Below are 23,379 nucleotides of genomic sequence, written 5' to 3'. Positions count from 1 at the left end.
GCTCCGCCCGTCACCGGGATGAGTGCTGAACAGGACAAGCGCAGAGGCAGGATGGACCTGACCGCCAGTGGCGCGGCTACGAACGATGCGCCCAAACCTCCGCCATCGCTTCGTTGTACTCGCGTTCCAGTTGCAGCAACCGGTCGGTGCTCTCCTGTAGCAGCATCAGCTCCATCTGGTACTCCAGCGTGGTCATCTGTCCTGCCGCGAAGCTCCGTTCCAGCAGATGGATACTGCTTGCGCCGCTGAGGCGCCGAGCGAAGTCGGCATATGAGGCGCCCAGGGCCTTTGCGCGGTCGTACATGTGCCGTGCCTCGTACAGGTGTTCCATGCGATGTTCCTCCACGCTGCTCGCATGCGCGCTGGTCCACTGCTTCTGCTGCTTCACCTTATTGCGATTGCTCCACAGGGGCAGGCTCATACCCGCATGCACGCCGTGGTAAGTGGCGCCCAGGATCCCCTGGTAGCGATAACCCACCTCGAAGCCAGGCAACCCGCTCGCCTGGTATGCGCGCGTCTGCTGCTCGCTGGCTTGCACCTCGTTCTGCAGAAGCTTCAGCGCGGGGTCGGCAGCCTCCATTTCCGCTTCGTATACGTGGAAATCGGGCAGCACGGCATGCGATGGATACACTGTGTCCGTGAACGCGATCCCGACACCCGCGTTCAGTTCAGCGAGATGCTGGAGCAGTGCGGTCCGCTCCATCTCCGCGAGCCGCACCTCAGTATCGATGGACGCCTCGAGCAGTTCGGCCTTGTTGAGGTCGAGGATCGTGGCGGCCTCACGATCGAAACGCTGGCGCACGCCATCGCGGAAGCGTTTCGCCGCAGCATGGCGCTGTTCCAGCAGAACCCCGCGCTTGTTGGCATGCACCAGCGCGATGCACGTGCGCTTCGCATCCAGCAGAACTTCGCGCCGCACGGCCACGGCCAGAAGATCGCTTTGGCTGGCGCGCAGTTCAGCGACTTTCCGCTTGGCGCCGTAGGCCGTGGGGAACTCGAAGCCCTGGGCGATGGTGAGGTCGCTCTGGTTGCCTGCGGTGGCGACCGGAGAACCGTTCATGTAGTCGAAGTCCACCGTGGGATCCGGAAGGGAGAGCCCTGTGCGCGCCTGCGTGCGTTGCGCATCGGTGACTTGCGCTGAGGTTCGCAAGCGCAGGTTGTTCGCACGGATGGCCTCCAGCACAGCAGGAAGGGTGCTCTGTTGCGCCATTGCGCCCAGTGCTGCGAGCGTGAGCAGGGAGGTGAATGATCGTTTCATCGTTGTGTGGATCGGCCCTTCACCATGCGGTACACGGCGGGGATGATGAACATGTTGAGGAATGTGCTGCTGAGCAGCCCGCCGAGGATCACCTTGGCCATGGGGCTTTGGATCTCGTTGCCGGGATCGTCACTGGCCAGGGCAAGTGGGATCAGGGCAAGTGCGGCGGTTAGCGCGGTCATGAGGATCGGTGTGAGGCGATCCACACTGCCATGGATCACGGCCTTCTCCACGGTCTCGCCTTCCGCCTCCAGCTGGCCGTAATGGCTCACCAGCAGGATGCCGTTGCGCGTGGCCACGCCGAAGAGCGTGATGAAACCGATGATGGCCGGGATGCTCAACGTACCGCCTGAGAGCCAAACGGCCACAACACCGCCGATGAGGGCCAGCGGGAGGTTGATGAGGATGATGCCCGCGAGCTTCGCCTCCTGGAATTCCTGATAGAGCAGCAGGAAAATGACGCCCAACGCGATGAGGCTCGCGATCAGCAGGATGCGGCTGGCGGCCGCCTCGCTCTCGAACTGCCCGCCATATTCGATGTGGTAACCCGGCTGCAGTTGCACCTTGTCGCCGATGCGCTGCTGGATCTCCTCCACCACCCCGCGCAGGTCGCGGCCGGCCACGTTGGCACTGATGACGATGCGCCGCTGCACGTTCTCGCGGTTGATGGTGCTCGGTCCGCTCACGCTGCGCACATCCGCTACGGCGCTCAATGGCACGGCACCATTGCGTGCGTCGATGGGCACGTCGCGCAAGGCGTCGATGCTGTTGCGCGCTTCGGGCTTGTACCGAAGCACGAGGTCGAAACGACGTTCGCCCTCGAAGACCTCGCCCACCTTCTCACCGGCGATGGCCACATCCACGAAGTCGGTGAACGCCCCGGTGGTGATCCCATAGCGGGCGAGCATGCCGCGCCGTGCGTCGATGCGCACCTGGGGGATGTCGACCTGCTGTTCCACGGAGAGGTCCACCAATCCCGGGGTGCCCTCGATGGCTCCCTTGATGCGGTTGGCCTGTGCGAACAGGTCACCGAGGTCCGGGCCGAAGAGCTTGATGGCGATGTTGGCGCGTGTTCCGCTGAGCATGTGGTCCAGCCGGTGAGCGATGGGTTGGCCGATGGTGATGTTCACACCGCTCACACCGGCAAGCTTCTCTCGCACATCGGCCATGAACTCCTCCCGGTCACGATCCGCCAAGATGAAGGGAACTTCAAGCTCGCTCGCGTTGGAGCCTTGCGCATGCTCGTCGCGCTCGGCGCGGCCCGTGCGCCGGGTCACGCCCTGCACTTCGGAGATGGTGAGCAACTCCCGTTCAACGCGCTCCACGATGGCGTTGCTCTGGTCGATGGGGATGCCGGGCAGGCTCACGGCACTGATGACCAGCGAGCCTTCGTTGAATTCCGGCAGGAAACTGCGGCCCAGAGTGGCGAAGAGCGCCATGCTCGCCACAAAGAGCGCAACGGTGCCAATGAGCATGGCGCGTCGCAGGCCCATCATGCGCTCGAGCGCGCGGGCGTACCAAGCCTTCAGCTTGCGCACGAGCCAGCTGCCTTCGCTCTGGCGCTGCAACTGCTGCTCGTTCGTGAGTAAAAGGGAGCACAGCACGGGCGTCACCGTGATCGCGACGACCAGCGAGGCGAAGAGCGCCACGATGAACGATACGCCCAACGGCGTGAGCATGCGCCCTTCCATGCCGCTGAGGAAGAAGAGTGGAACAAAGGCCGCGATAATGATGAGCGTGGCGTTCAGGATGCTCGCGCGGATCTCCGTGCTCGCGTCGTAGATCACGGTGAGCGCGGGTCTGCGCTGGTCCGCGGGCAGCTTCACGTTCTCGCGCAGGCGTTTCAACACGTTGTCCACGTCGATGATGGCATCGTCGACCAATGCGCCGATGGCGATGGCCATGCCGCCGAGGCTCATGGTGTTGATGGTGAAGCCCAGCCACTCGAGCGCCAGGATGCTCACGAGCAACGACAGCGGAATGGCCAGCAGGCTGATGATCGTGCTCCGGATGTTCATGAGGAACACGAGCAGGACGACCACGACGAAGATGGAGCCTTCCACCAGGGAGCGTTGCACATTGTTGATGCTGGCCTCGATGAAGTCGCTCTGGCGGAAGATGTGCGTATGCAATCGCACGCCATCCGGTAAACCCGCACGCAGCTGTTCCAGCGTCCGGTCCAATCGCTCCGTGAGTTCCAGTGTGTTGGTGCTGGGTTGTTTGCTGATGGTGAGTACCACGGCCGGCTTGGTGTCCAGTGCGGCATCTCCGATCCGATCACTGCTTCCCAGGCGCACTTCTGCCACGTCGGCGATGCGCACAGGCTCCTGCTCATGGTCGGCGATCACCACGTTACCGAGCTCTTCCACGTCATCGGTCCGGGCCATGCCGCGCACGATGTACTCCTGACCGTTCTGCACGAGGTATGATCCCGCCGCGTTGGCATTGCTGCTTTCGCAGGCTTTCACCAGTTGCTCCAGTGTCACATCGTAGCGCTGCATGCGCAAGGGATCGGCGAGCACCTGGTATTGCTTGTTCAGCCCGCCGATCACCATCACGTTCGCAACGCCGGCCACGCTCTGCAAGCGGGGGCGTAGTTGCCATTCAGCCAGCGTTCGCAGGTCCATCCTCTCCTTCTCGGTTCCGGTGGCCGAACTGTCCATGGTGAGCGCCACCAGCATGATCTCGCCCATGATGCTGGCCTGCGGGGCCAGGATGGGTTCGCTCACCCCGCCCGGCAGCAGACCGGTCACGGTGCCTAGCTTCTCGGTAACAGTCTGGCGCGCCTGCAGGATGGGCGTGCCCCACTCGAACTCCACCCAGATGAGGCTGAAGCCCGTGGCACTGCTGCTGCGCACCCGCCGTACACCGGCCGCTCCGTTCACGGCGCTCTCGATGGGGAAGGTCACGAGGCGTTCCACTTCCTCCGGCGCCATGCCGTGACTTTCGGTCATCACCACCACGGTGGGGGCGGTGAGGTCGGGGAACACATCCACGTCCATGCGGCCGGCCGTGATGCCTCCCCAGACCAGTAACAAGGTCGCCAAGGCGAGCACTACCGGTCGGTTGTGCAGCGCGTAGCGGATGATCGCGTTCAGCATGATCGTTCAGTTGAGTTGTTCACCACAGAGGCACGGAGGACACAGAGAAGAAGAAACCAATGCGTTCCTCTGTGCTCTCTGTGTCTTTGTGGTGAATGGGTTCAGTGTTCGTGACCATGCGCCGGCATGGCGCCGCTCGCGGTGGCCAGTTTCACATCCAGTGCCCCGATGCTCACCACGCGCTCACCGGGTCGCAGTCCGCTGCGCACTTCGGCCCGCAGGCCGTCGTTGCCACCGAGCGTGAGCATGCGCTTGTCCATGGTCTCGCCGGCGCTCTGCACGTAGCAATAGTTGCGGCCTTCCTGTTCGAGCAGCGCGCTCAACGGGATCGTCAGCGCATCAACTTTCTTCGGTGAGAGCAACCACACGTCCACCATGGCTCCGGGTAGCAATCCGGGGACTCCGTTCACCTCCAACCGCACGGGAACGTACAGGCCGTCCGCCGCGCGGCCCACGCTCTGCACGCGACCATTCAGTTCCTCCAGCGTGCGTACCTCACCGTTCGGCAGGCGGATCCGTGCATCCTCTACCGAGCCCAGGTCGGCGAACGATCGCAGCGGCACATCGGCATGGATGCTCAGGCGCTCGTTGGTGGCGATGCGTGCCAGTACATCTCCCGGCTGCACGAACTGGCCTTCCTTCACATGCAGTGAACGCACATAGCCGTTGATGCCCGCGCTCACGTTCTGTGCGCTGCCGCTTTGCTGAAGCATCACCTCCGCATTCGCGTACACGTTGCGGACGCGCAGCACTTCTTCCTGCGTCACCAGCTTGTCCTTGTAAAGCGCTTCGGTGCGTTCCAGGTCGGCCTTCGCGCGTTCGAATTCGTTCCGGGCTTGTTGCATCGCGGTGCCACTGCCGCCGATCACGCCCTGGCTGCTCAACGTGAAGAGCGTGCGACCCTTGGTCACTGCCATGCCTTCCAGCGGTGCATCACCGAAAAGATGCACGACACCTGCACTTCGTGCCGTGATCACTTCCTCGCCCGCGATCGCGGGTTCCACTTCGGCGCCCACGCGCACGGCCATGGCGAAGGGTGACTTGTCGACCCGTGCCAGCGCGAAGGGGATCTTCCACGCCTGCTCCTTCAAGTAGGTGATGTCGCCTGGCGGATCCTCCGGCTGCTCGGCGTGCTGGGCCTCGTGTTCATTCGAATACACTCTCAAGCCACCGATGGTAAGTGTATCGTGTAGGTTGCCCACGTTCACGATGAAGGTGAGCGAGCAGCTGCCCTCCTGTGCTGGTGTCACGGCCATGCGGAAGATGCCGGGGCTGGACGGTGCATCGGCGGTGATCACTTGCGGTGCACCGATGCCCTTCATGGCGACCGATGCCGAGCCCTGCGTCAAGGGCACATGGACCGATCGCAGATGCGTGAAATGCGCAGCGAAGCGGCTCTCCTGCCCAACAACGAGCGGCTTGAATTCCACGAACAGCTCAATGCTGTCGGAATACAGGGTGTAGGCCAGCGGCTCGAGCTCAACGTGATGGTCCGCACCCGCGGCATGGTCGTGGCCATGTTCGCCTTGATCGGGGTGCGGATGATCGTGGCAGGCATGCAGCAATGCGGCCACGAGAACGAACGGAATGGACTTTCGCATGAGGAAGGAACTGGTTGAACGAGTGGAACTGCAGCGTGCCATGCACGATGCCAGCGCATCACACGGATGCGATCAACGGCTCAGGGCCGCGGGTTCAAGCCCGTTTGGGAGGGTTCCACTTGGAACCGGTGTAGGCGACGAGCACATCGTCGTCCTCGGATGGCGCAAGCGTGCGCTCCAACGTGGGAACGGAAAGGTGAATGCATGGATGATCCGCAGCAATGCACACGATCGTCATCGCGCCGCATACTTCACCGGCATGCCCTTGGAACGGGTTGTGGTCATCCGATCCATCCTCATGCCCATGGTCAGACCCTTCGTGATCATGATGACCGAGGTCGCTGTGATGTTCAAGCAGGTGGAACACGACGCGAGGCACACGGGCCCACTCATGCATATCCATGGCGCTCCATGCATAGAACACAAGAGCGGTGAGGAAGACGACCCTGCGCATCTCCTGCAAAGGTAGGCGCAAGGCACCGTACGGGACGAACCATCATCATACAGGTAAGAACGGCGAAGCCCCGGCCGATCGTCCGGGGCCTCAGCCTCCCTTCCTGAACGCTCAGAGCAGCGTCGTCGGGCACACGTACGCGGTGACCTTCACGCCGGTCTTCTTGATGCCGTTGAAGCCGGTCTCCACGTCCACGAAGTTGTCCCAGCCGCGTGCTTTCAGGATGCTGGCGGCGATCATGCTGCGGTAGCCTCCGGCACAGTGCACGATGAAAGGGGTGTCCTTCGGGAATTCAGCCAGATGTTCGTTGATGCGGTTCAGTGGCACGTTGATCGCGCCCTCCACATGCTCGCTGTCGTACTCGCTCTTCTTGCGCACGTCGAGCACCAGCGGCTTGGTGGCGCAGCGCAGTGCGAACTCCTCCGCGGAAATGCGCGCCACCGTATCCACGTCTTTGCCGGCTTTCTTCCACGCCTCGAAGCCGCCATCGAGGTATCCGATGGTGTGGTCGTAGCCCACGCGACTGAGCCGGATGATGCTCTCCTCCTCCTTGCCGGGCTCGGTCACCAGCAGGATGGCCTGCTGGATGTCGGTGATCATCTCGCCCACCCACATGGCGAAGTTGCTGTCCAGGCCGATGTTGATGCTGTTGGGGATGAAGCCTTGGGCGAAGACGGCCGCGGGTCGCGTGTCCAGCACCAGCGGACGTTCCTCATTGGCCACCAGTTCGAAGGCCGCCACGTCCAGCGCGCGCTTGCCGCGCTCCATCACGCTGTCCAGGCTCTCGTAGCCCTGGATGTTCATCAGCACGTTCTTCGGGAAGTAGCCCGGAGGCGGCGTGAGGCCGGTGAGCAGGGCCTTCTTGAACTCCTCCTTGGTGAGCTTCGGGTCCAGCGCGTAGTTGCTGCGCTTCTGGTTGCCGAGCGTGTCGGTGGTCTCCTTGCTCATCATCTTGCCGCAGGCGCTACCGGCGCCATGGTTGGGGTACACGATAAGGTCATCGCTCAAGGGCATGATCTTGTTGCGCAGCGAGTCGTAGAGGTGGCCGGCGAGCTTGTCCTCCGTGAGGTCGGCGATCACGTGCTGGGCGAGGTCCGGCCGGCCCACATCGCCGATGAAGAGCGTGTCGCCGGTGATGATGCCGTGCTCCTTCCCGTGCTCGTCGATCACCAGGTAGGTGGTGCTCTCCATGGTGTGGCCCGGCGTGTGGATCACCTTCACCTTCGCCTTGCCGATGGTGAACACTTCGCCGTCAGTGGCCACATGGGCCAGGAACCCGGGCTTGGCCGTGGGGCCGTACACGATGGTGGCGCCGGTCTTCTTCGCCAGGTCCAAGTGGCCGCTCACGAAGTCGGCATGGAAGTGCGTCTCGAAGACGTATGTGACCTTCGCCTTGTCGGCCGTAGCGCGGTCGATGTAGGGTTGCACTTCGCGCAGCGGATCGAAGATCGCCGCCTCGCCGTTGCTCTCCAGGTAGTACGCCGCATGGGCGATGCACCCGGTGTAGATCTGCTTGATGGTCATGGTGCGGGTTCGTTGGGCCGACCCTGCCGGGTCGGTGATGCAAAGCTCAGGTCGTGCCGCGACAGGCTCCAGTGACCATGGTCACCCTTAGGGCTCAGCGGGCGCCTTTCCCCACCCCGCCCTGTCGGCGGTACACCAGGTGGTAGATCAGGGCCACCAGACCGCCACCGCCCACCACGTTGCCCAGGGTCACCGGCAGCAAGTTCGCCGCCATGCCCGCCAAGGTGGGACCCACGCCAGGCAGTGCGCACAGGAAGCCCATCGGCAGCAGGCAGAAGTTGGCCACACTGTTCTCGAACCCGGCGACCACGAACGCCGTGATGGGGAAGACGATGGCCACCGCCTTGTCCACCACGGAACGTCCCGCGAAGGTCATCCACACCGCCAGGCAGACCAGGGCGTTGCACAGCATGCCGCTAATGAAGGCCTGCAGGAAGGGCATCGCGCACTTGGCCGTGGCGACGCGCACGTAGGCCTCGGCCACCGCACCACCGTTCATCGCGGGATGGCCCGAGGCGTGCACCAGCAACGCCAGGCCGATGGCCCCCACGGCGTTCGCCACGAGCACCACCGCCCAGTTGCGGAGCAGCTCGCGGGTGTTGATGGCCCCATCGGCCCAGGCCATCACCAGCAGGTTGTTTCCGGTGAACAGCTCGGCGCCCGCCACCACCACGAGCAGCAGGCCCAGGCTGAACACCAGTCCGCCCAGCACCCGCGAGGCCGCAAAGCCCAGCGACGCATCGGCCATCACCAGCGTGAAGAACATGGCCCCCAGGCCGATGAAGGCGCCGGCCAGCACGCCCAGGACGAACAGGGGACCCAACGGCAACCGGGATTTGGCCACACCCACCTCCTCCACGCGGGTGGCGATCTCCCGCGGGGAGAACGCGTCCGTGCCGAATAGCCCTGGCCTGTCCATCGTCGCTGGCACGAAGTTCGGCACCGGCGACGGAGATGCTGCGGCAAAGCGCTTCTTTCGCCCCATGCTCAACGACCGCCTGCTGCGTCATGTGATGGACCTCAGCCTGGCCGATGCCGAACTGCCGCCGGGCGTGGGCGTGCTCGATCCCTTCCACGGCCCGCACGGGGCGGAGGTGCGCCGCATCGTCACCGCCTTCCACCGGACGTATTTCAGTGACGACCGGCCGCGCACGCTCATGCTCGGCATCAATCCGGGACGCTTGGGCGCCGGCAGCACGGGCCTCTCCTTCACCGACACCAAACGTTGTGAGAGCGACCTCGGCATCCCTGTGCGCGGCCTGCGCACCCACGAGCCCAGCAGCGACTTCTTCTACCGCATGGTGCGCGCGGCAGGCGGTGCGGCGGCGTTCTACGGCCGGGTGTATGTGCACGCCATTTGTCCGCTCGGCTTCGTGAAGGACGGCCCGAACGGATCGGCCGTCAACCTCAACTACTACGACGACAAAGCCCTTGAGGCCGCCGTCACCCCCTTCGTGGAGCGCTGGCTGCGCACCCTAATGAGCTGCGGCATGCGCACGGACACCGTGCTCTGCATCGGCACCGGCAAGAACGCCGCCTACTTCGGCAGGCTGAACGAACGCCTCCGCTTGTTCGACCGCATCATCGCCCTGGAGCATCCCCGCTACGTGATGCAGTACAAGGCACGCAGCATCGAGGTGTACATCGACAAGTACCTGCGGGCGCTGGAGGAGGTGGGCTGACCCCTTCCTGCGGATGACCAGAGCCAGGGGATCGCTCCAGTTCCGATCTTCGGGACCCCAGGCACACCCCATGACCGTCACCCGCCTCTTCGACGTACCCGAGCACCAGCTGCTGCGCTTCCCCAAGGACAAGGCCATCGCCACCAAGGAGAACGGCCAATGGCGGGGCTACAGCACCCAGGAGCTGATCGACACCGCCGAACGCATCGCCCTCGGGCTGATGGCCCTGGGCGTGAAGCCCGGTGACACGGTGGCCATCGCCAGCGGCAACCGCAGCGAATGGTGCCTGGTGGACCAGGCCGTGCTGCGCATCGGCGCCATCGGCGTGCCCATCTACCCCACCAGCAGCGCCGAGGACTATGCGTATGTACTGATGCACAGCGGCAGCCGCGTCTGCTTCAGCGCCAACGCCGAGATCCACGGCAAGGCCGAAGCGGCCCGCGCCACCGCGCCCACCCTGGAGCACCTCTTCACCTTCGACCGCGTGGACGGCGCCCGCCATTGGTCCGCGGTGCCCGCCCTGGCCCGCGAGGCCGACCGCCCCACGCTGCAGGCGTACAAGGACCGCGTCAAGGCCGATGACCTGGCCACCATCATCTACACCAGCGGCACCACGGGCCGGCCCAAAGGCGTGATGCTCACGCACCACAACATCCTGAGCAACGCCATCGCCAGCACCACCCGATTCCCGGTGGACCACCAGGCGCGCGCCATCAGCTTCCTGCCCCTCTCGCACATCTACGAGCGGATGCTGATGTACCTGTACATGTACACCGGCGTCAGCATCCACTTCCAGGAATCGCTGGACGACCTGGGCGACCGCATCCGCGAGGTGGCCCCCGATGTCTTCACCGCCGTGCCGCGCCTGCTGGAGAAGATCTACGACAAGATCGTGGCCAAGGGCGAGACCCTCACCGGCATCAAGCGCAGGCTCTTCTTCTGGGCCCTGGACCTGGGCCACCGCTACGAGGTGCACGGCCGCGGACCTTGGTACGACCTGCAGCTGGCCCTGGCGCGCAAGCTCATCTTCAGCAAGTGGCAGGCCGCCCTGGGCGGCAAGGTGCGCGTGGTGGCCAGTGGCAGCGCCGCCCTGCAGCCGCGCCTGGCCCGCGTGTTCAACGCCGCCGGCATCGCCGTCATGGAAGGCTACGGCCTCACCGAGAGCAGCCCCGTGGTGAGCGTGAACGACCTGCGCAACGACGGCCTGCGCTTCGGTACCGTGGGCCGGCCCATCACCGGGGTGCATGTGCGCATCGCCGGCGACGGCGAGATCCTCGTGCAGGGCCCCAACATCATGCAGGGCTACTACAAGGAACCGGCGCTCACCGCCGAGGCCATCGACGCCGAAGGCTGGCTCCATACCGGCGACATCGGCGAGATCACCAAGGAGGGCTTCCTGCGCATCACCGACCGCAAGAAGGAGATCTTCAAGACCAGCGGCGGCAAGTACGTGGCCCCCCAGGTGATGGAGAACAAGCTGAAGGCCTCGCGCTTCGTGGAGCAGGTGATGGTGATCGGCGAGGGCCGCAAGTTCCCCGCCGCCCTCGTCGTGCCCAACTTCGGCTTCCTGCAGGACTACTGCGCATTGAAGGGCATCCCCTACGGCGACCGGAGCAGCGTGGTGCGCGAACCCCGCATCCACGACCGCATCATGGCCGAGGTGGAGAAGGCCAATCAGGGCCTGGGCCAGTGGTAGCAGGTGAAGAAGATCGCCTTGCTCACCGCCGAATGGACCATCGACGGCGGCGAACTGACCCCCACCCTGAAGCTGCGCCGCAAGCCCATCCTGGCCAAGTACACCCGGGAGGTGGAGGACCTTTACGCCGGGGGCTGATCGCCGGTCCTTCACGATCGCTTAACATCGCGCCATGCGCGCCGTACTCCCCATCCTGCTGGCCTCCCTCACCCTGCTGCCCGCCTGCTCCAAGGAGCCCGGCGAGGGCGGCAAGGCCCTCATCCGTGGACAGGTCTACGCGGTCGACTACAACGACAACACCGGCCAGCCCACGGGCGACGAGTATTTCATCCCCGAATACCGCGTGTACATCCGCTACGGCGACGACACGTTCTACGACGACGACACCCGCACCGGACCCTCCGGCGAGTATGAGTTCCGCTGGCTGAGGCCGGGCAGCTACACCATTTTCACGTACAGCGAGTGCCCCGAGGACTGTGAGAGCGGCGTGGAACTGGTGTCCCGTTCCGTGGAGATCGGCGGCAACCGCGACGCGGTGGACGTGCCCCTCATCACCGTGCAGGTCTGGTGATGCGCTACCTGCGCCGGTCCTGCACCCTGCTCCTGCTGCTGCTCGCCCTCAAGGCCGCGGCGCAGGAGCGGTCGCCCCTGCGCCCGCGCCTGTTGAGCGAGGCCTGGGGCTCCATCGGTATGCAGTTCAGGCCCTTCCGCAACAGCGCCCGGGTGAAGGAACCGGACTTCAACAAGCGCTTCCGCATGGGCGCCGAAGTGGGCTACCGAAGCGACGAGAACCTCAGCGGTGGCCGGCAGGTGTACCTGGACCTCGGCGCCCGCTACAAGTTCCACGACCTGTTGCGTGTGAGCCTCGAGCACCGCTTCAGCTTCCGCGGGGCCACTGGCGAGAACGGCCAGCGCAGCTCCCTGCAGGTGCAGTCCTCCAGGGAGCTCGGGCGCTTCACCGCGGATCACCGCTTCCGATATCAGCACGAATACCTGGACCCGGGCGATGTGCGCGACCAGCTGCGGAACCGCATCGGCCTCCTGTACGACATTCGCAAGTGGAAGCTGGACCCCGAGGTGTCCGTGGAATTCTTCACCTGGGCCGGCAACCTCGGCTGGCGCTACATCGGCACCCGCTACTCCATCGGCACCACCTGGAGACCGGGCAAGAAACACGATATCGGTATCGCCGTGCTTCACGACCGCGAGCGTTACGTTTACGCCCCGTCCTACCGCTTCATCTACGCCCTCAGCTACACCCTTGGCCTCAACTGAACCCGATCCGGACCGCGGCCGGCCCCTGCTCATCCGGCTCGCCCTCTTCGCGAGCATCTTCCTGATCGCGGTGGTGGCCGGCTACTTTCTGCTCCGTGGCGACGACCACCTGCCCGTCTTCCACCCGGCCCAGCTCGACCCCCGCTTGGTGGATCCGGCCGTCCGCCGCGCCGAGGGCGAGCACCACATCAGCGACTTCGCGCTCGTGGACCAGTCGGCCGATACCGTGCGGCTGGCCGATCTCGAGGGCCGCATCCTGGTGGCCGATTTCTTCTTCACCACCTGCACCACCATCTGCCCCAAGATGAGCACGCAGATGGCCCGCGTGCAGGAAGCCTTCCGCGAGGAGCCCCGTGTCGTCCTGCTCAGCCATTCGGTGACCCCGGAGATGGACAGCGTGCCCGTGCTCGCCGAGTATGCCGCACGCCACGGCGCCCTCAATGACCGCTGGCACTTCCTCACCGGCGACCGACGGCAGATCTATGTGCTCGCCCGCCGCAGCTACTTCGCGGCCCTGGACCAGGGCGATGGCGGTCCGGACGACTTCGTACACACCGAGAACTTCGTGCTGGTGGACCCGCAGCACCGCATCCGCGGCTTTTACGACGGCACCAGCACGGCCGATGTGGACCGCCTGATCGCCGACCTGCGGAAACTGCTGAAGGAAACGCCCTGACCGGCGCGGTCGACCGGCCTACCTTTGCCGCCGCTCGACGAGACCCCCATGCGCAAGTGGCTCGACCGTTACTATGGCAGGCTTCGCACCATCAAGGCGAACTACGTGCTGCTGAACCTGCTGAACTACCGACGGCTGGGCCACGCGCGCCGCATGTTCCGCCAGTACGGTGTGGTGCGCAGCCCCCTGCTGCCGGTCTCGAGCGGTGACATGCCCAAGACCCCGGGCGAGACGCCCTGGCTCGACCGCCCCGACGCCCGGGAACGGCTGCTGACCGACGCCCGCGTGCAGGCGCTGCCCGAGGCCCTGCGCCAGGGCTTGCTCGACTGGCCCGAGAAGGGCTACCTCGTCCTGCGCGGCGTGTTCGGCCCCGACGAGGTCGAGCGGGTCAACACCGAACTTCAGCAGCTGATCGATACCGGCGCGGTCGACTTCAACTTCACCGGCCGCAAGGTGATGTTCGCCTTCCGGAAGAGCCCGGCCATCAAGGCCATGGCCTCCGACCGCCGCATCCTCGACGTGCTCGACCTGCTGCTGGGCCGGCGCATGCATGTGTTCCAGACGATCAACTTCCAGACCGGCAGTGAACAGGCCGCGCACTCGGACAGCATCCACATGACCACCTACCCGCTGGGCTACCTGGCCGCGGCCTGGGTGGCCCTGGAGCCCATCACCGCGGACAACGGGCCCCTGATGTACTTCCCCGGCAGCCACAAGCTGCCCTATCTGCTGAACGACGGCTTCGACCATGGCGGCGGGCGCTTCACCATCGGCGAGGACGCCTACGCCCACTACGAGGAGGCCGTGCAACGCAGCATCGATGAGGGCCGCTTCACCATGCACGAGTTCCACGCGCAGCCGGGCGATGTGCTCATCTGGCACGCGAACCTGCTGCACGGCGGCAAGAAGATGGCCACCCCCAACGCCAGCCGGAAGAGCATGGCCGTGCACTACTTCGCCGAGGACGTGCTCTGCTACCACGAGCTCACCCAGCGCGTGGCCATGATCGACCAGGACCACTGAGCCGAAGGCCGAACCCATGAACGTCCTCTCGGTCGAGAAGCTCGGCAAGCGCTACGGTCCCCGCCAGCTCTTCGAGAACGTGAGCTTCGGCCTGGAGAAGGGCCAGAAGACCGCGATCGTGGCACGCAACGGCACGGGCAAGAGCACCCTGCTGAAGTGCATCGCGGGCGTGGAGAAGCCCGACAGCGGGATCGTCACCTTCAACAAGGGCATCCGCACCGGCTACCTCGATCAGAACGTGGTGATGACCAGCGCGCGCAGCGTGGTGGACGAGATGTTGGACCGCGACGACCCCGTGAGCGCCGCGATCAAGGCCTACGAGCATGCCCTCGCCCAGCATGCCGACGGCCGCGCCCTGCAGCAGGCCATCGACCGCATGGAGGAGCTGAAGGCCTGGGACCATGAGGCCCGCGTGAAGGCCCTCGCCCACCGCTTCGGCCTGCGCGACCTCGAACAGGCGGTGAACACCTTGAGCGGCGGTCAGCAGAAGCGCCTGGCCATGGCCAAGGTGCTCATCGACATGCCCGACGTGCTCATCCTCGACGAGCCCACCAACCACCTCGACCTCACCATGATCGAGCAGCTGGAAGAGGAGCTCAACAAGCCCGGCATCACCCTGCTGCTGGTGACGCACGACCGCTACTTCCTGGACAACGTGTGCGACGAGATCCTGGAGATGGAGTTCGGCACCTTCACACGCTACAAGGGCAACTACACCTGGTACCTGGAGAAGAAGGCCCTGGCCGATGAGGTCCGCGAGGCCACCCAGCAGCACCTGCGGGGCCTGATGAAACGCGAGCTCGAATGGGTGCGCAAGATGCCCCGCGCCCGCGGCACCAAGAGCAAGAGCCGGCTGGACAAGTTCGAGGACATCAAGGCCGCCGCCACACGACGCTTCGACCGCGACGAGGTGAAGCTCGAGGTGAAGACGGACCGCCTCGGCGGCAAGGTCATCGAGGCCCGCAACCTCACCAAGGCGTTCGGATCGCCGGAGAAGCCGGAGTCCTACCGGCCCATCGTGTCCCACTTCAGCTACTCCCTGAAGCGCGGCGACCGCATCGGCATCGTGGGACCCAACGGGATCGGCAAGAGCACCTTCATCGAACTGCTGGTGGGCCGCATGCGTCCCGACCAGGGCACGGTGAGCATCGGTGACACGGTCGTCCTCGGCACCTTCGGGCAGCTGATGCCGCCCTTCAAGGAGGACCAGCGCATCATCGAGGCCGTGCGCGACATCGCGGAGGTGATCCCCCTCAACAAGGGCCGCACCCTGAGCGCCTCCCAGCTCCTGGAGCGCTTCCTCTTCGACAAAGAGCAGCAGTACCAGCGCATCGACACGCTCAGCGGCGGAGAGCGCCGGCGCCTCTACCTGTGCACGGTGCTGATGAAGAACCCGAACGTCCTCATTCTCGACGAGCCCACCAACGACCTCGACATCCCCACGCTGAACGCCCTGGAGGACTTCCTGCTGGACCTCGACGCGTGCCAGCTGATCGTGAGCCACGACCGCTTCTTCATGGACAAGCTCTGCACCAAGCTGCTGGTGTTCAAAGGTGACGGCGTGATCACCGAGTGGGTGGGCAGCTACACGGAGCTGCGCGAGGCCGAACGGGAGGCCCGGGCGAACGAGGAGAAGGGCAAGGCGGAGCGGAACAAGCGGAAGGAGCAGGATGAGGAAGCCGCGAAACCGGTCATCCCCACCGGGACGAAGAAGCTCACCTACGCCGAACGCCTCGAACTGCAGCGGATCGACAAGGAGATGCCCAGGCTCGAGGCCCGCAAGGCGGAGCTGCTGGCCCTCATGGCCGCCGGAGGCACGGACCACCATGCGATGATGGCGCACAGCATCGAACTGGAGAAGGCCATCAAGGACCTGGACCGCATGGCGGACCGATGGCTCGAGCTTTCGGAACGCGCCGGGTGACCCGGCTCAGAACTTGGCACAGGGCACCACGCGGCGCTTGGCGATGGACTTCTTCCTCCGCCGGTCGGCGAGCTCGTACCCGAGGGTGATCTCGTGCGCCCCACCGGTGCGGCCGGCGAGGCGGGACAGCGTGAGGTCGTAGCTGTAGCCCACCCTCAGGTCCTTCACCATGAAGCCCAGGAGGACGGCCAGCGCATCGGTATTGCCGTAGCCCGGCGCATACGACTTGAACACCGGGATGCCCCTGTACCACAACCCTGCGAAGAAGGGCTCCCGTTCGTAGTAGGCACCGATGTCCAGCTGGTCGTAGCGGCCCTGCGCGCGATAGTTGAACGCCAGCACCACATGCTCGGCGTGCTGCTTGATCACGCGCCCCAGGAGGCGCATGCGGTACCCGCCGTGCAGGCTGAACTTGCGCGGCACGGTGCTTTCGTTCAGCAGCAGCGACTGGTTCGGCTCATTGAGGTGGTGCATCGAGGCGCCGAGCCACAGCTTGGGGGTGAAGAACAGGATCCCCGCGCCGATGTCGCCGTAGCGGATGCTCCTGCCGTCGGCGTACTCCTGCGTGGGCACCGCCCCGCCCCGGGCCAGCTGGTCGCCGAAGGTGAGCTTGCTGAGGTCCACGGCATGGTTCACGAAGCCGAACTGCATCGCGGGCCGGATGAACACCTTGCGCTTGAGCTCGATCTCATACGCGTACTGCGCGGCGACGCTGGTGTAGCGCAGCGCGCCGGTCCCCGCCCGGTCATGCGTCATCAGCAGGCCCACGCCGCTGTTGAGGTTCTGCATATAGTGGTCCCACGCGGCGTTGTAGCTCACGAAGGCCCCTGGGATGCTCGGCCACTGATCGCGCCAGGCCAGCCCGAACCGGCTCTGCAGGCCGGTGCCCGCGAAGGCCGGGCTCACGTAAGTGGGCATGGCGTAGAACTGGGTGAACTGCGGGTCCTGCGCATGCGCACAGGCCGCGGTACCCATCAACAGGGCCAGCAGCGTGGATCGCTTACCGCTCATTCCGGGTCATGCCTTCCACCTGTTCCAGGGGCAGCAGCTGGGTCTCCTTGCTGATCTCGCGGCCGTGGTCCGGCGCGGTGGCCGTCAGCACCTCCTCCACCGCGGCATGGCCCTCGGCCTCGGTGCGCAGGTGGTAGCGAGCGCCCGGCTTCAGCACCATCAGGTAGCGGCCCGTGGCGGCGTTGGTGTTGTACACCCCCACGATCTCCTCGCGCCCCTCGTCCTCCACGACGATCCGCGCACGCAACGGCTCGTCGCGCGGGTCGGCCACGATGCCGCGTACGATGAAGAACTCCAGCTGGCTCGAGGGGAAGACCACCTGGTAGATGTCCTGTGCACCCAGGCCGCCGGGGCGTTCGGAGGAGAAATAGCCCGTGGTGCCGTCCTCGCTCAGGCAGAAGTAGATGTCGTCGTTCACGGTGTTCAGCGGGTAGCCCATGTTCTCCGGATCGCCCCAGCTGCACTGGTCGTGGTCGAGCATCACGCTCTTGAAGATGTCGTAGCCGCCCATGGTGCCATGGCCGTTCGAGCTGAAGAAGAGGGTGGTGCCGTCACTGTGCAGGAAAGGCGCATCCTCATCGAACGGCGTGTTGATCGTGGGCCCCAGGTTCAAGGGCAGGCTCCACTCGCCGTTGGGCAGGCGCCGGATCCGGTACAGGTCACGCCCGCCGAAGCCTCCGGGCCGGTCGCTCGTGAAGTAGATCTCCTCCCCATCGGGGCTCAGCGTGGCACTGCGTTCGTGGTGCTCGCTGTTGATGCGCTCGGTCATCAGTTCGGGCATGTTCCACAGGGCCACCGATCGCTTGCTCTCGAACAGGTCGCCGCTCACCAGGCCCTGCCCCGTTCGGTAGATGATCATGCTGGTGCCGTCGGCGGAAAGGCCCACCGTGGCGTCCTGCAGGGCCGTGTTCAACGGCACGCCCGCGTTCACCGCGTTCGACCACACCTCGTCCAAACGCCGCGCCATGTAGATGTCCTCGAACCACTGTCCGTTCGGGTCCTTCAGGCCTCCGGTGGTGCCCTCGCGGCGCGAGGTGAAGTACATCGTGTTCCCATCCGCCGTCACCAGCGGGCAGTAGTCGTGCGCCGGTGAATTGATCAGCGCACCGAGGTTCCGGACGGTCAGGTCCACCGGCGTGCGCACCAGCGCCTTCGCATTGCGGCAGATGGCCATCGAGCGGTCCACCTCCGCATCGGCCACCAGCCGGTGTTTGGTGGCCTTGTACCGGTTCAGGAGGTCGATGGCCTCATCGAAGCGCTCCTGGCGGTGACGGGCCAGGCCCAGGTGGTACAGAGCCTCAGGATGACCGTTCCGGAGCGCACGCTCGAACAAGGGTGCGGCCTTGTGCCGTGCACCGGGGATCTGCGCATAGCACAGACCCAGTTCGTGCGCCACCTCGGCGAACGTGGTGTCCACGTTCTCCAGCCGTCGATAGATCTTGGCCGCCTCTACATGGTCCTCCACCGCCAGCAGCATCTTGGCCTCGTCCAGCATGCGGTTGTGCACGCGGGTGTAGTTGGCCTGGCCCCAGGCGGCCACGGGCGCGATCAGCATCAACAGGAACGGGAACGGGTAGCGGTGGCTCATGCGGTTCAGATTCATCGGATCAAGGTCACATCTCCTTTCAAGGTCTCCTCCCGGCCGTCACTGAAGCGGGCCCGGGCCTTCCAGGCGTACACGTCCTGCTTCGCAGGCTGGCCGCGGTAGAAGCCGTCCCAGCCCTGCTTCACATCGAACGTCTCGAAGACCAGCTCACCCCAGCGGTTGAAGACCTGGAGGTGGTAGTCCTCCACGCCCTCCTGCACGGGGAAGAAGAAATCGTTGCTCATCGAGTTCGGGTCGTACAGGCCATCCGTGGGCCCGTCGCTGTTCGGGGTGAACGCGTTCGGGAAGGCGATCTCGCCGGAAGCGATGCCGGTCACCGCATCGGCCACCACGAAGGTGTCCGGGCAGTTCCAGGCGTTGTTGGCGATCAGGCTCACGGTGTAGCTGCCCGGGTCGGTGTACGTGTGCACGGGGTTCAGCAGCGCGCTCGTGGTGCCGTCCCCGAAGTCCCATGCATAACTGTCCGCATTGCCGCTCAGGTTGTAGCAGTACACCGGCTGCCCGGGCACCACCACCTCCTCTGGCTGCAGCACGAAGTAGGCCGTGGCGCTCGGATGCACCACGATGGAATCGATGTGCACCGCCGTGTTCACCGTGCCGCCCGGCCCGTACGCCGTTAGCATCACGGTGTAGGTGCCCGGCAGGGTGTAGGTATACACGGGATCGTCGGCCGTGCTCGAACCACCGTCCCCGAAGTTCCACAGATAGCCCTCCCCGAGGAGCGAGGTGTTCGTGAACTGCACGGTGAGCGGCGCACAGCCCTCCCCCGAACCGATGAAGGCGGCCGTGGGATAGGGTGGCTCGATGGTCACCACCTGCGTCGCCGTATCGCTGCACACGTTGTCCGTCACCACCAGCATGATGGTGAACTGGCCCCAGGTGCCATAGGTGTACGATCCGGGCTGCACACCGCTCAGCGTGCCGCCATCGCCCATGCTCCAGTCGTGGGTCCAGGGCCCCGGTCCGGTGTTGTTGATCAGGCTCACCGTGGAGGCCGGGAACTGCTGGATGAAGGGCGTGGCCTGGAACTGCGCGGTGGGTGAAGGATGCACCACCACGTTCATCTGCTCGGTATCCGTGCATCCCCAGGCCGAAGTGGCCGTCAGCGTCACCGTCCAGGTCTGGTTCGCGGGTGTGCCGTTCACGTACGTATGTGTGGGGGCGTTGCCCACGAGCGTGACGCCGTCGCCCATGTCCCACAGGTAGCTCGAGGCCCCCGTGCTCATGTTCACTGGCGTATAGGCCAGCGGCGAACACCCGTCGGCGGGGGCTGTGAACGCGGCCGTGATCGCCGGATACACCTGGATCACCGCCTGCGCCGTGTCCATGCAACCGTGTACGCTCGTGCCCACCTGGGTGATGGTGAAGGACACCGGCACGCTGTCGGCATGGGCATAGGTGTGCGCCACGTTGCCCGGAGCTCCGCTCTGCTGGGTGCCGTCACCCCAGGTCCAGATGATCGTCGTCGCCCCGATCGACAGGTCCTGCGCGCTCAGTGGGAATGGCTGGCAACCGGCCAGCGCGCTCGGCACGAACTGGGCGATCGGCGCTGGATGCACCAACACGTCCACCTGGGCCGTATCGCTGCATCCGTAAGAGGAGGTGGCCACGAGCGTGGGGGTGAACACCACATCGGCGAGGCCTTGGTTGAGGTAGGTGTGCGCCGGGCTCGGTTGCGAGCTGGCCCCACCGTCCCCGAAGGTCCAGAAGTGGCTCGTGGCACCGATGGAGAGGTTCGCGAGGTCCGGATCGAAGGGCGCACAGCCCACCGTGTCGGCCGTGAACTGGGCGATCACCGCCGGGTACACCTGCACCTGGCCTGTGGCCGTGGCGCTGCATCCATGCACGTTCGCGGCCGTCAGCCCGATGGTGAACGTCTGCGGCGCGGTCAGGAAGTTGGACCAGGTGTGCCCATGCACCGCGGCCGACGTGTCCGAGGTACCGCCGTCGCCGTAGCTCCAGTTGAACGCGACCGCCCCCTGGCTCGTGTTCGTGAGCTGTGCGGTGAGCGGGTGGCAACCCTGCAGCAGATCGGTGGTGAAGGCCGCCGTGGGCATGGGGAACACGGTCACCTGGTCATAGGTGGTGTCCACGCAGCCGAAGGCGTTCGCCCCGATCATTGTCACCGGGTAGGTCACCACGGCTCCCGTGATGTTGAGGTAGGTGTGCGTGGGCGAGGGACCCGTGCCCGTGGCACCGTCACCGAAATCCCACTGGTGGCTCACCGCCCCGACGATCGTGGGGAAGGTGACCGTGAGCGGGGAGCAGCCGCTGTCCGGCTGGGTGGCGAAGGTGAACTGCGGCATCGGGTACACCAGCAGCGTCGTCCTCGCCGTGTCCACGCAGCCCGCGGCCGAGGTGGCGATCAGTTGCACGGTGTTCGTCTGCAGGAGCAAGGTGTTGTTCACGTACTGATGCGCCGGGGACACGGCGGTGCTCGTACCGCCATCACCGAAGTCCCAGGCGTAGGAACCGGCCCCCGTGCTGGTGTTGGTGAACTGCACATCGAGCGGAGCGCAACCGGGAAGGGCGTTGTGGGTGAACCCGGCCACCACGGGCGGGGCCACGGTGATGAGCGCCGTGGCCGTGTCCGAGCAGCCGAACAATGTGCTCGCGATCAGCATCACGGTGTCCACCACATCGGTGGGGCCTGCGTTCTGAAAGATGTGCGACGGCGCGGTGGCCGTGCTGGTGGTGCCATCGCCGAAGTCCCAGGCGTAGCTCACCGCCCCGGAGCTCGTGTTGGTGAACTGCACGTCCAGCGGCGAACAACCGATGCTGGGCACCGGCAGGAAGGCCGCCGTGGGCAGGGCTTCCACCAGCACGTTCTGCACCCCGGTGCCGCCGCAATAGGGCGTGGTCACGGTCAGGGTCACGGTATGGCCCCCGTTGCCGGCATAGAGATGCGTGGGATCCTCCAGCGTGGAGGTGGCGCCATCGCCGAAGTCCCAGGCCCACTGCACCACCGGGTTGCCTGGCTCGGTCACCGTCTGGTCCGAGAACTGGGCGGCCACACCCTCGCACACGTTCTGCGCGCCGATCTGCACCACTGGCGGGGCATACACGTGGATATCGTGCGTATGCGTGTCCTGACAGCCGTCGGAGTTCGTCACCGTCAGCGTCACCGTGTAGGTGCCCGGTGTGCCATAGAAGTGCGGTGTCGGCTCGAAGGCGGCGATGATCGTGCCGTCCCCCAGGTCCCACAGATGGCTCACCGCGTTCACCGAGGTGTTGGTGAAGGTCACCGTGAGCGAGTCGCAGGCCGCGTCCTGGTCCACGGTGAAGTCCGCCGTGGGGCTGGGCAGCACCACGACGGTCACTGAAGCGGTATCGGCGCAACCCGCGGTGGCGCCCTGGATGCTGGCGGCGTAGGAGACCACGAAGGTGCCCGGTGTGCCATAGGTGTGCGACTGATCACCTGCGCCGGTCCACTGGAAGCCGGCTCCCGTGCCGAAGTCCCACTCGAAGAAGTTCGCGCCGCCACCGGTCGTCTGATCGAAGGCGATCGTGCCTCCGGCGCACACGGTGTCCGGCGTGGCGCTGAGCGAGACGTTCGGCGGCGGCACGATCGTGATCTGCACGTACGCCGTGTCGATGCCGCAGTAGTTGCTGTCCAGCAGCATCACCTCGTACGTGCCGATGCCCGGATATTGGATGGTGCGCGGAAAGGTGGGTGGCCAGGGGGCCCAGTTGATGATGGAATCGTGGCCCTGCCCCCAGTAGTCACCGAAGTTCCAGTACTCGAAGCGCTGGTAGATGTTGCCCTGCTGAAGGCAGTTTCGGTCGGTGACGTTGAGGAAGGTGACCGTCCGGTCGGGCCAGCACAGCAGCGTGGCGCTCGGAGCGATCTGCGCACTGTCGATGTCCCACACCCGGATCGGGTTGAAGGTGGCCACGCTCGGTCCACCTTGCAGCGTGTTGCAGGTGTTCTCCGCATATAGACGCACCGTGGTCTCGCAGCTCACCGTGCCCGGCATGTAGGTGTGCGTCACCGTCTGCCCGAGGTTGGTGTGGTCGTACACCAGCTGGGTGCTCGCGTCGCCGAAATCCCAGGTGAACACCGTGTTCGGCGATACGTTGGTGCTGGAGTTGATGAAGTCCACCGCCTGCGGGGCGCAGACCTGGGTGAGGCCGCCCACAGGGATCTGGATGGAGGCGCTCGTGCTCTCCTCCATGATCACGGTGCCGGTGACCACGCAGCCGCTGACCAGTTCGGTGAAGGTCACGGTGTACTCGGCCACGGCCGGGGCGTAGACGTGCGTCACCGTGCCCGGGGCGATCAGCGAGCCGCCCACATGCAGCGGGCTGCCATCGCCCCAGTTGATCGTGAAGCCGCCGACGATGTTCTGCGGGGAGGCGATCACCAGCGTGAACGGACCACCGGAACAGCTGTACCACTCGGCGGTATCGCTCGGGTTGCCCCAATAGTCGTAGAGCTGCGGGCATTGCGCCTGCCCCCGGCCCGCCAGGGACAGGGCCGCCAGCAGGCCGGCCACGCGCACGAAGCTCATCGGGGTCCGCATCATTCCGCCCCTTCCTACGGCATCC

Annotated in this window: 15 protein-coding genes and 1 pseudogene; 7 read left to right on the top strand and 9 right to left on the bottom strand. The window is 65.4% G+C overall.

Going from position 1 to position 23,379, the window contains the following annotated elements; translation table 11 throughout:
- Positions 1-76: 76 nt before the first annotated feature.
- The 6 genes from IPJ87_00870 to IPJ87_00845 all read right to left on the bottom strand — a co-directional run bounded on the left by IPJ87_00870 (position 77) and on the right by IPJ87_00845 (position 8,857).
- Positions 77-1,258, bottom strand: a complete 1,182-nt coding sequence (locus IPJ87_00870; protein MBK7940427.1) for a TolC family protein — start codon at positions 1,256-1,258, stop codon at positions 77-79.
- A complete protein-coding gene (locus tag IPJ87_00865) occupies positions 1,255-4,359 on the bottom strand; it encodes an efflux RND transporter permease subunit (protein MBK7940426.1) in 3,105 nt (1,034 codons plus the stop codon). Before IPJ87_00865 ends, IPJ87_00870 begins: the two co-directional genes overlap by 4 nt.
- 101 nt (positions 4,360-4,460) lie before the next feature.
- Entirely contained in the window at positions 4,461-5,960 is a 1,500-nt protein-coding gene (locus IPJ87_00860) for an efflux RND transporter periplasmic adaptor subunit (GenBank protein MBK7940425.1), read from the bottom strand.
- Positions 5,961-6,054: 94 nt separating this feature from the next.
- Positions 6,055-6,327 carry a hypothetical protein gene (locus IPJ87_00855; protein MBK7940424.1) on the bottom strand — a complete coding sequence of 91 codons (273 nt, stop codon included), beginning with the start codon at positions 6,325-6,327 and terminating at the stop codon, positions 6,055-6,057.
- A gap of 198 nt (positions 6,328-6,525) precedes the next feature.
- On the bottom strand, positions 6,526-7,938 hold the full coding sequence (locus IPJ87_00850) for an MBL fold metallo-hydrolase (protein ID MBK7940423.1): 1,413 nt from the start codon (positions 7,936-7,938) through the stop codon (positions 6,526-6,528).
- 94 nt (positions 7,939-8,032) lie between these two features.
- Complete coding sequence (locus IPJ87_00845) at positions 8,033-8,857, bottom strand: formate/nitrite transporter family protein (GenBank protein ID MBK7940422.1); 825 nt, start codon at positions 8,855-8,857, stop codon at positions 8,033-8,035.
- 64 nt (positions 8,858-8,921) lie between these two features.
- Between IPJ87_00845 and IPJ87_00840 the strand changes: the two genes are divergently transcribed.
- From IPJ87_00840 to IPJ87_00810, 7 genes and pseudogenes are all read left to right on the top strand, one after another.
- Positions 8,922-9,620, top strand: a complete 699-nt coding sequence (locus IPJ87_00840) for a DUF4918 family protein (protein MBK7940421.1) — start codon at positions 8,922-8,924, stop codon at positions 9,618-9,620.
- A 70-nt stretch (positions 9,621-9,690) separates the two neighbouring features.
- Positions 9,691-11,454, top strand: a pseudogene (locus IPJ87_00835) (long-chain fatty acid--CoA ligase).
- 34 nt (positions 11,455-11,488) lie between these two features.
- The gene (locus tag IPJ87_00830) at positions 11,489-11,887 is read left to right on the top strand and encodes a carboxypeptidase regulatory-like domain-containing protein (protein MBK7940420.1); all 399 of its coding nucleotides are present in this window, start codon (positions 11,489-11,491) and stop codon (positions 11,885-11,887) included.
- On the top strand, positions 11,887-12,591 hold the full coding sequence (locus IPJ87_00825) for a DUF2490 domain-containing protein (protein ID MBK7940419.1): 705 nt from the start codon (positions 11,887-11,889) through the stop codon (positions 12,589-12,591). Before IPJ87_00830 ends, IPJ87_00825 begins: the two co-directional genes overlap by 1 nt.
- Before the next feature lie 25 nt (positions 12,592-12,616).
- The gene (locus IPJ87_00820; GenBank protein ID MBK7940418.1) at positions 12,617-13,267 is read left to right on the top strand and encodes an SCO family protein; all 651 of its coding nucleotides are present in this window, start codon (positions 12,617-12,619) and stop codon (positions 13,265-13,267) included.
- Between the two features lie 48 nt (positions 13,268-13,315).
- Positions 13,316-14,290, top strand: coding sequence for a phytanoyl-CoA dioxygenase family protein (locus IPJ87_00815; protein MBK7940417.1), 975 nt, complete (start codon positions 13,316-13,318; stop codon positions 14,288-14,290).
- Positions 14,291-14,306: 16 nt separating this feature from the next.
- Positions 14,307-16,214, top strand: a complete 1,908-nt coding sequence (locus IPJ87_00810) for an ABC-F family ATP-binding cassette domain-containing protein (GenBank protein ID MBK7940416.1) — start codon at positions 14,307-14,309, stop codon at positions 16,212-16,214.
- Between the two features lie 6 nt (positions 16,215-16,220).
- Here the strand turns inward: IPJ87_00810 and IPJ87_00805 are convergent, their stop codons facing one another.
- The 3 genes from IPJ87_00805 to IPJ87_00795 are packed head-to-tail and all read right to left on the bottom strand — an operon-like array spanning position 16,221 to position 23,342.
- Positions 16,221-17,225 carry a type IX secretion system membrane protein PorP/SprF gene (locus tag IPJ87_00805; protein MBK7940415.1) on the bottom strand — a complete coding sequence of 335 codons (1,005 nt, stop codon included), beginning with the start codon at positions 17,223-17,225 and terminating at the stop codon, positions 16,221-16,223.
- The gene (locus IPJ87_00800) at positions 17,215-18,813 is read right to left on the bottom strand and encodes a PD40 domain-containing protein (protein ID MBK7940414.1); all 1,599 of its coding nucleotides are present in this window, start codon (positions 18,811-18,813) and stop codon (positions 17,215-17,217) included. Before IPJ87_00800 ends, IPJ87_00805 begins: the two co-directional genes overlap by 11 nt.
- 11 nt (positions 18,814-18,824) lie before the next feature.
- Positions 18,825-23,342, bottom strand: a complete 4,518-nt coding sequence (locus tag IPJ87_00795) for a PKD domain-containing protein (GenBank protein MBK7940413.1) — start codon at positions 23,340-23,342, stop codon at positions 18,825-18,827.
- Positions 23,343-23,379 lie beyond the last annotated feature (37 nt).

This window comes from Flavobacteriales bacterium, assembly GCA_016713875.1.
In the GTDB taxonomy this organism is placed as follows: domain Bacteria; phylum Bacteroidota; class Bacteroidia; order Flavobacteriales_F; family PHOS-HE28; genus PHOS-HE28.
Note: the sequence above shows the minus strand (reverse complement) of the source record. Positions and strands in the feature narration are given on the sequence as shown.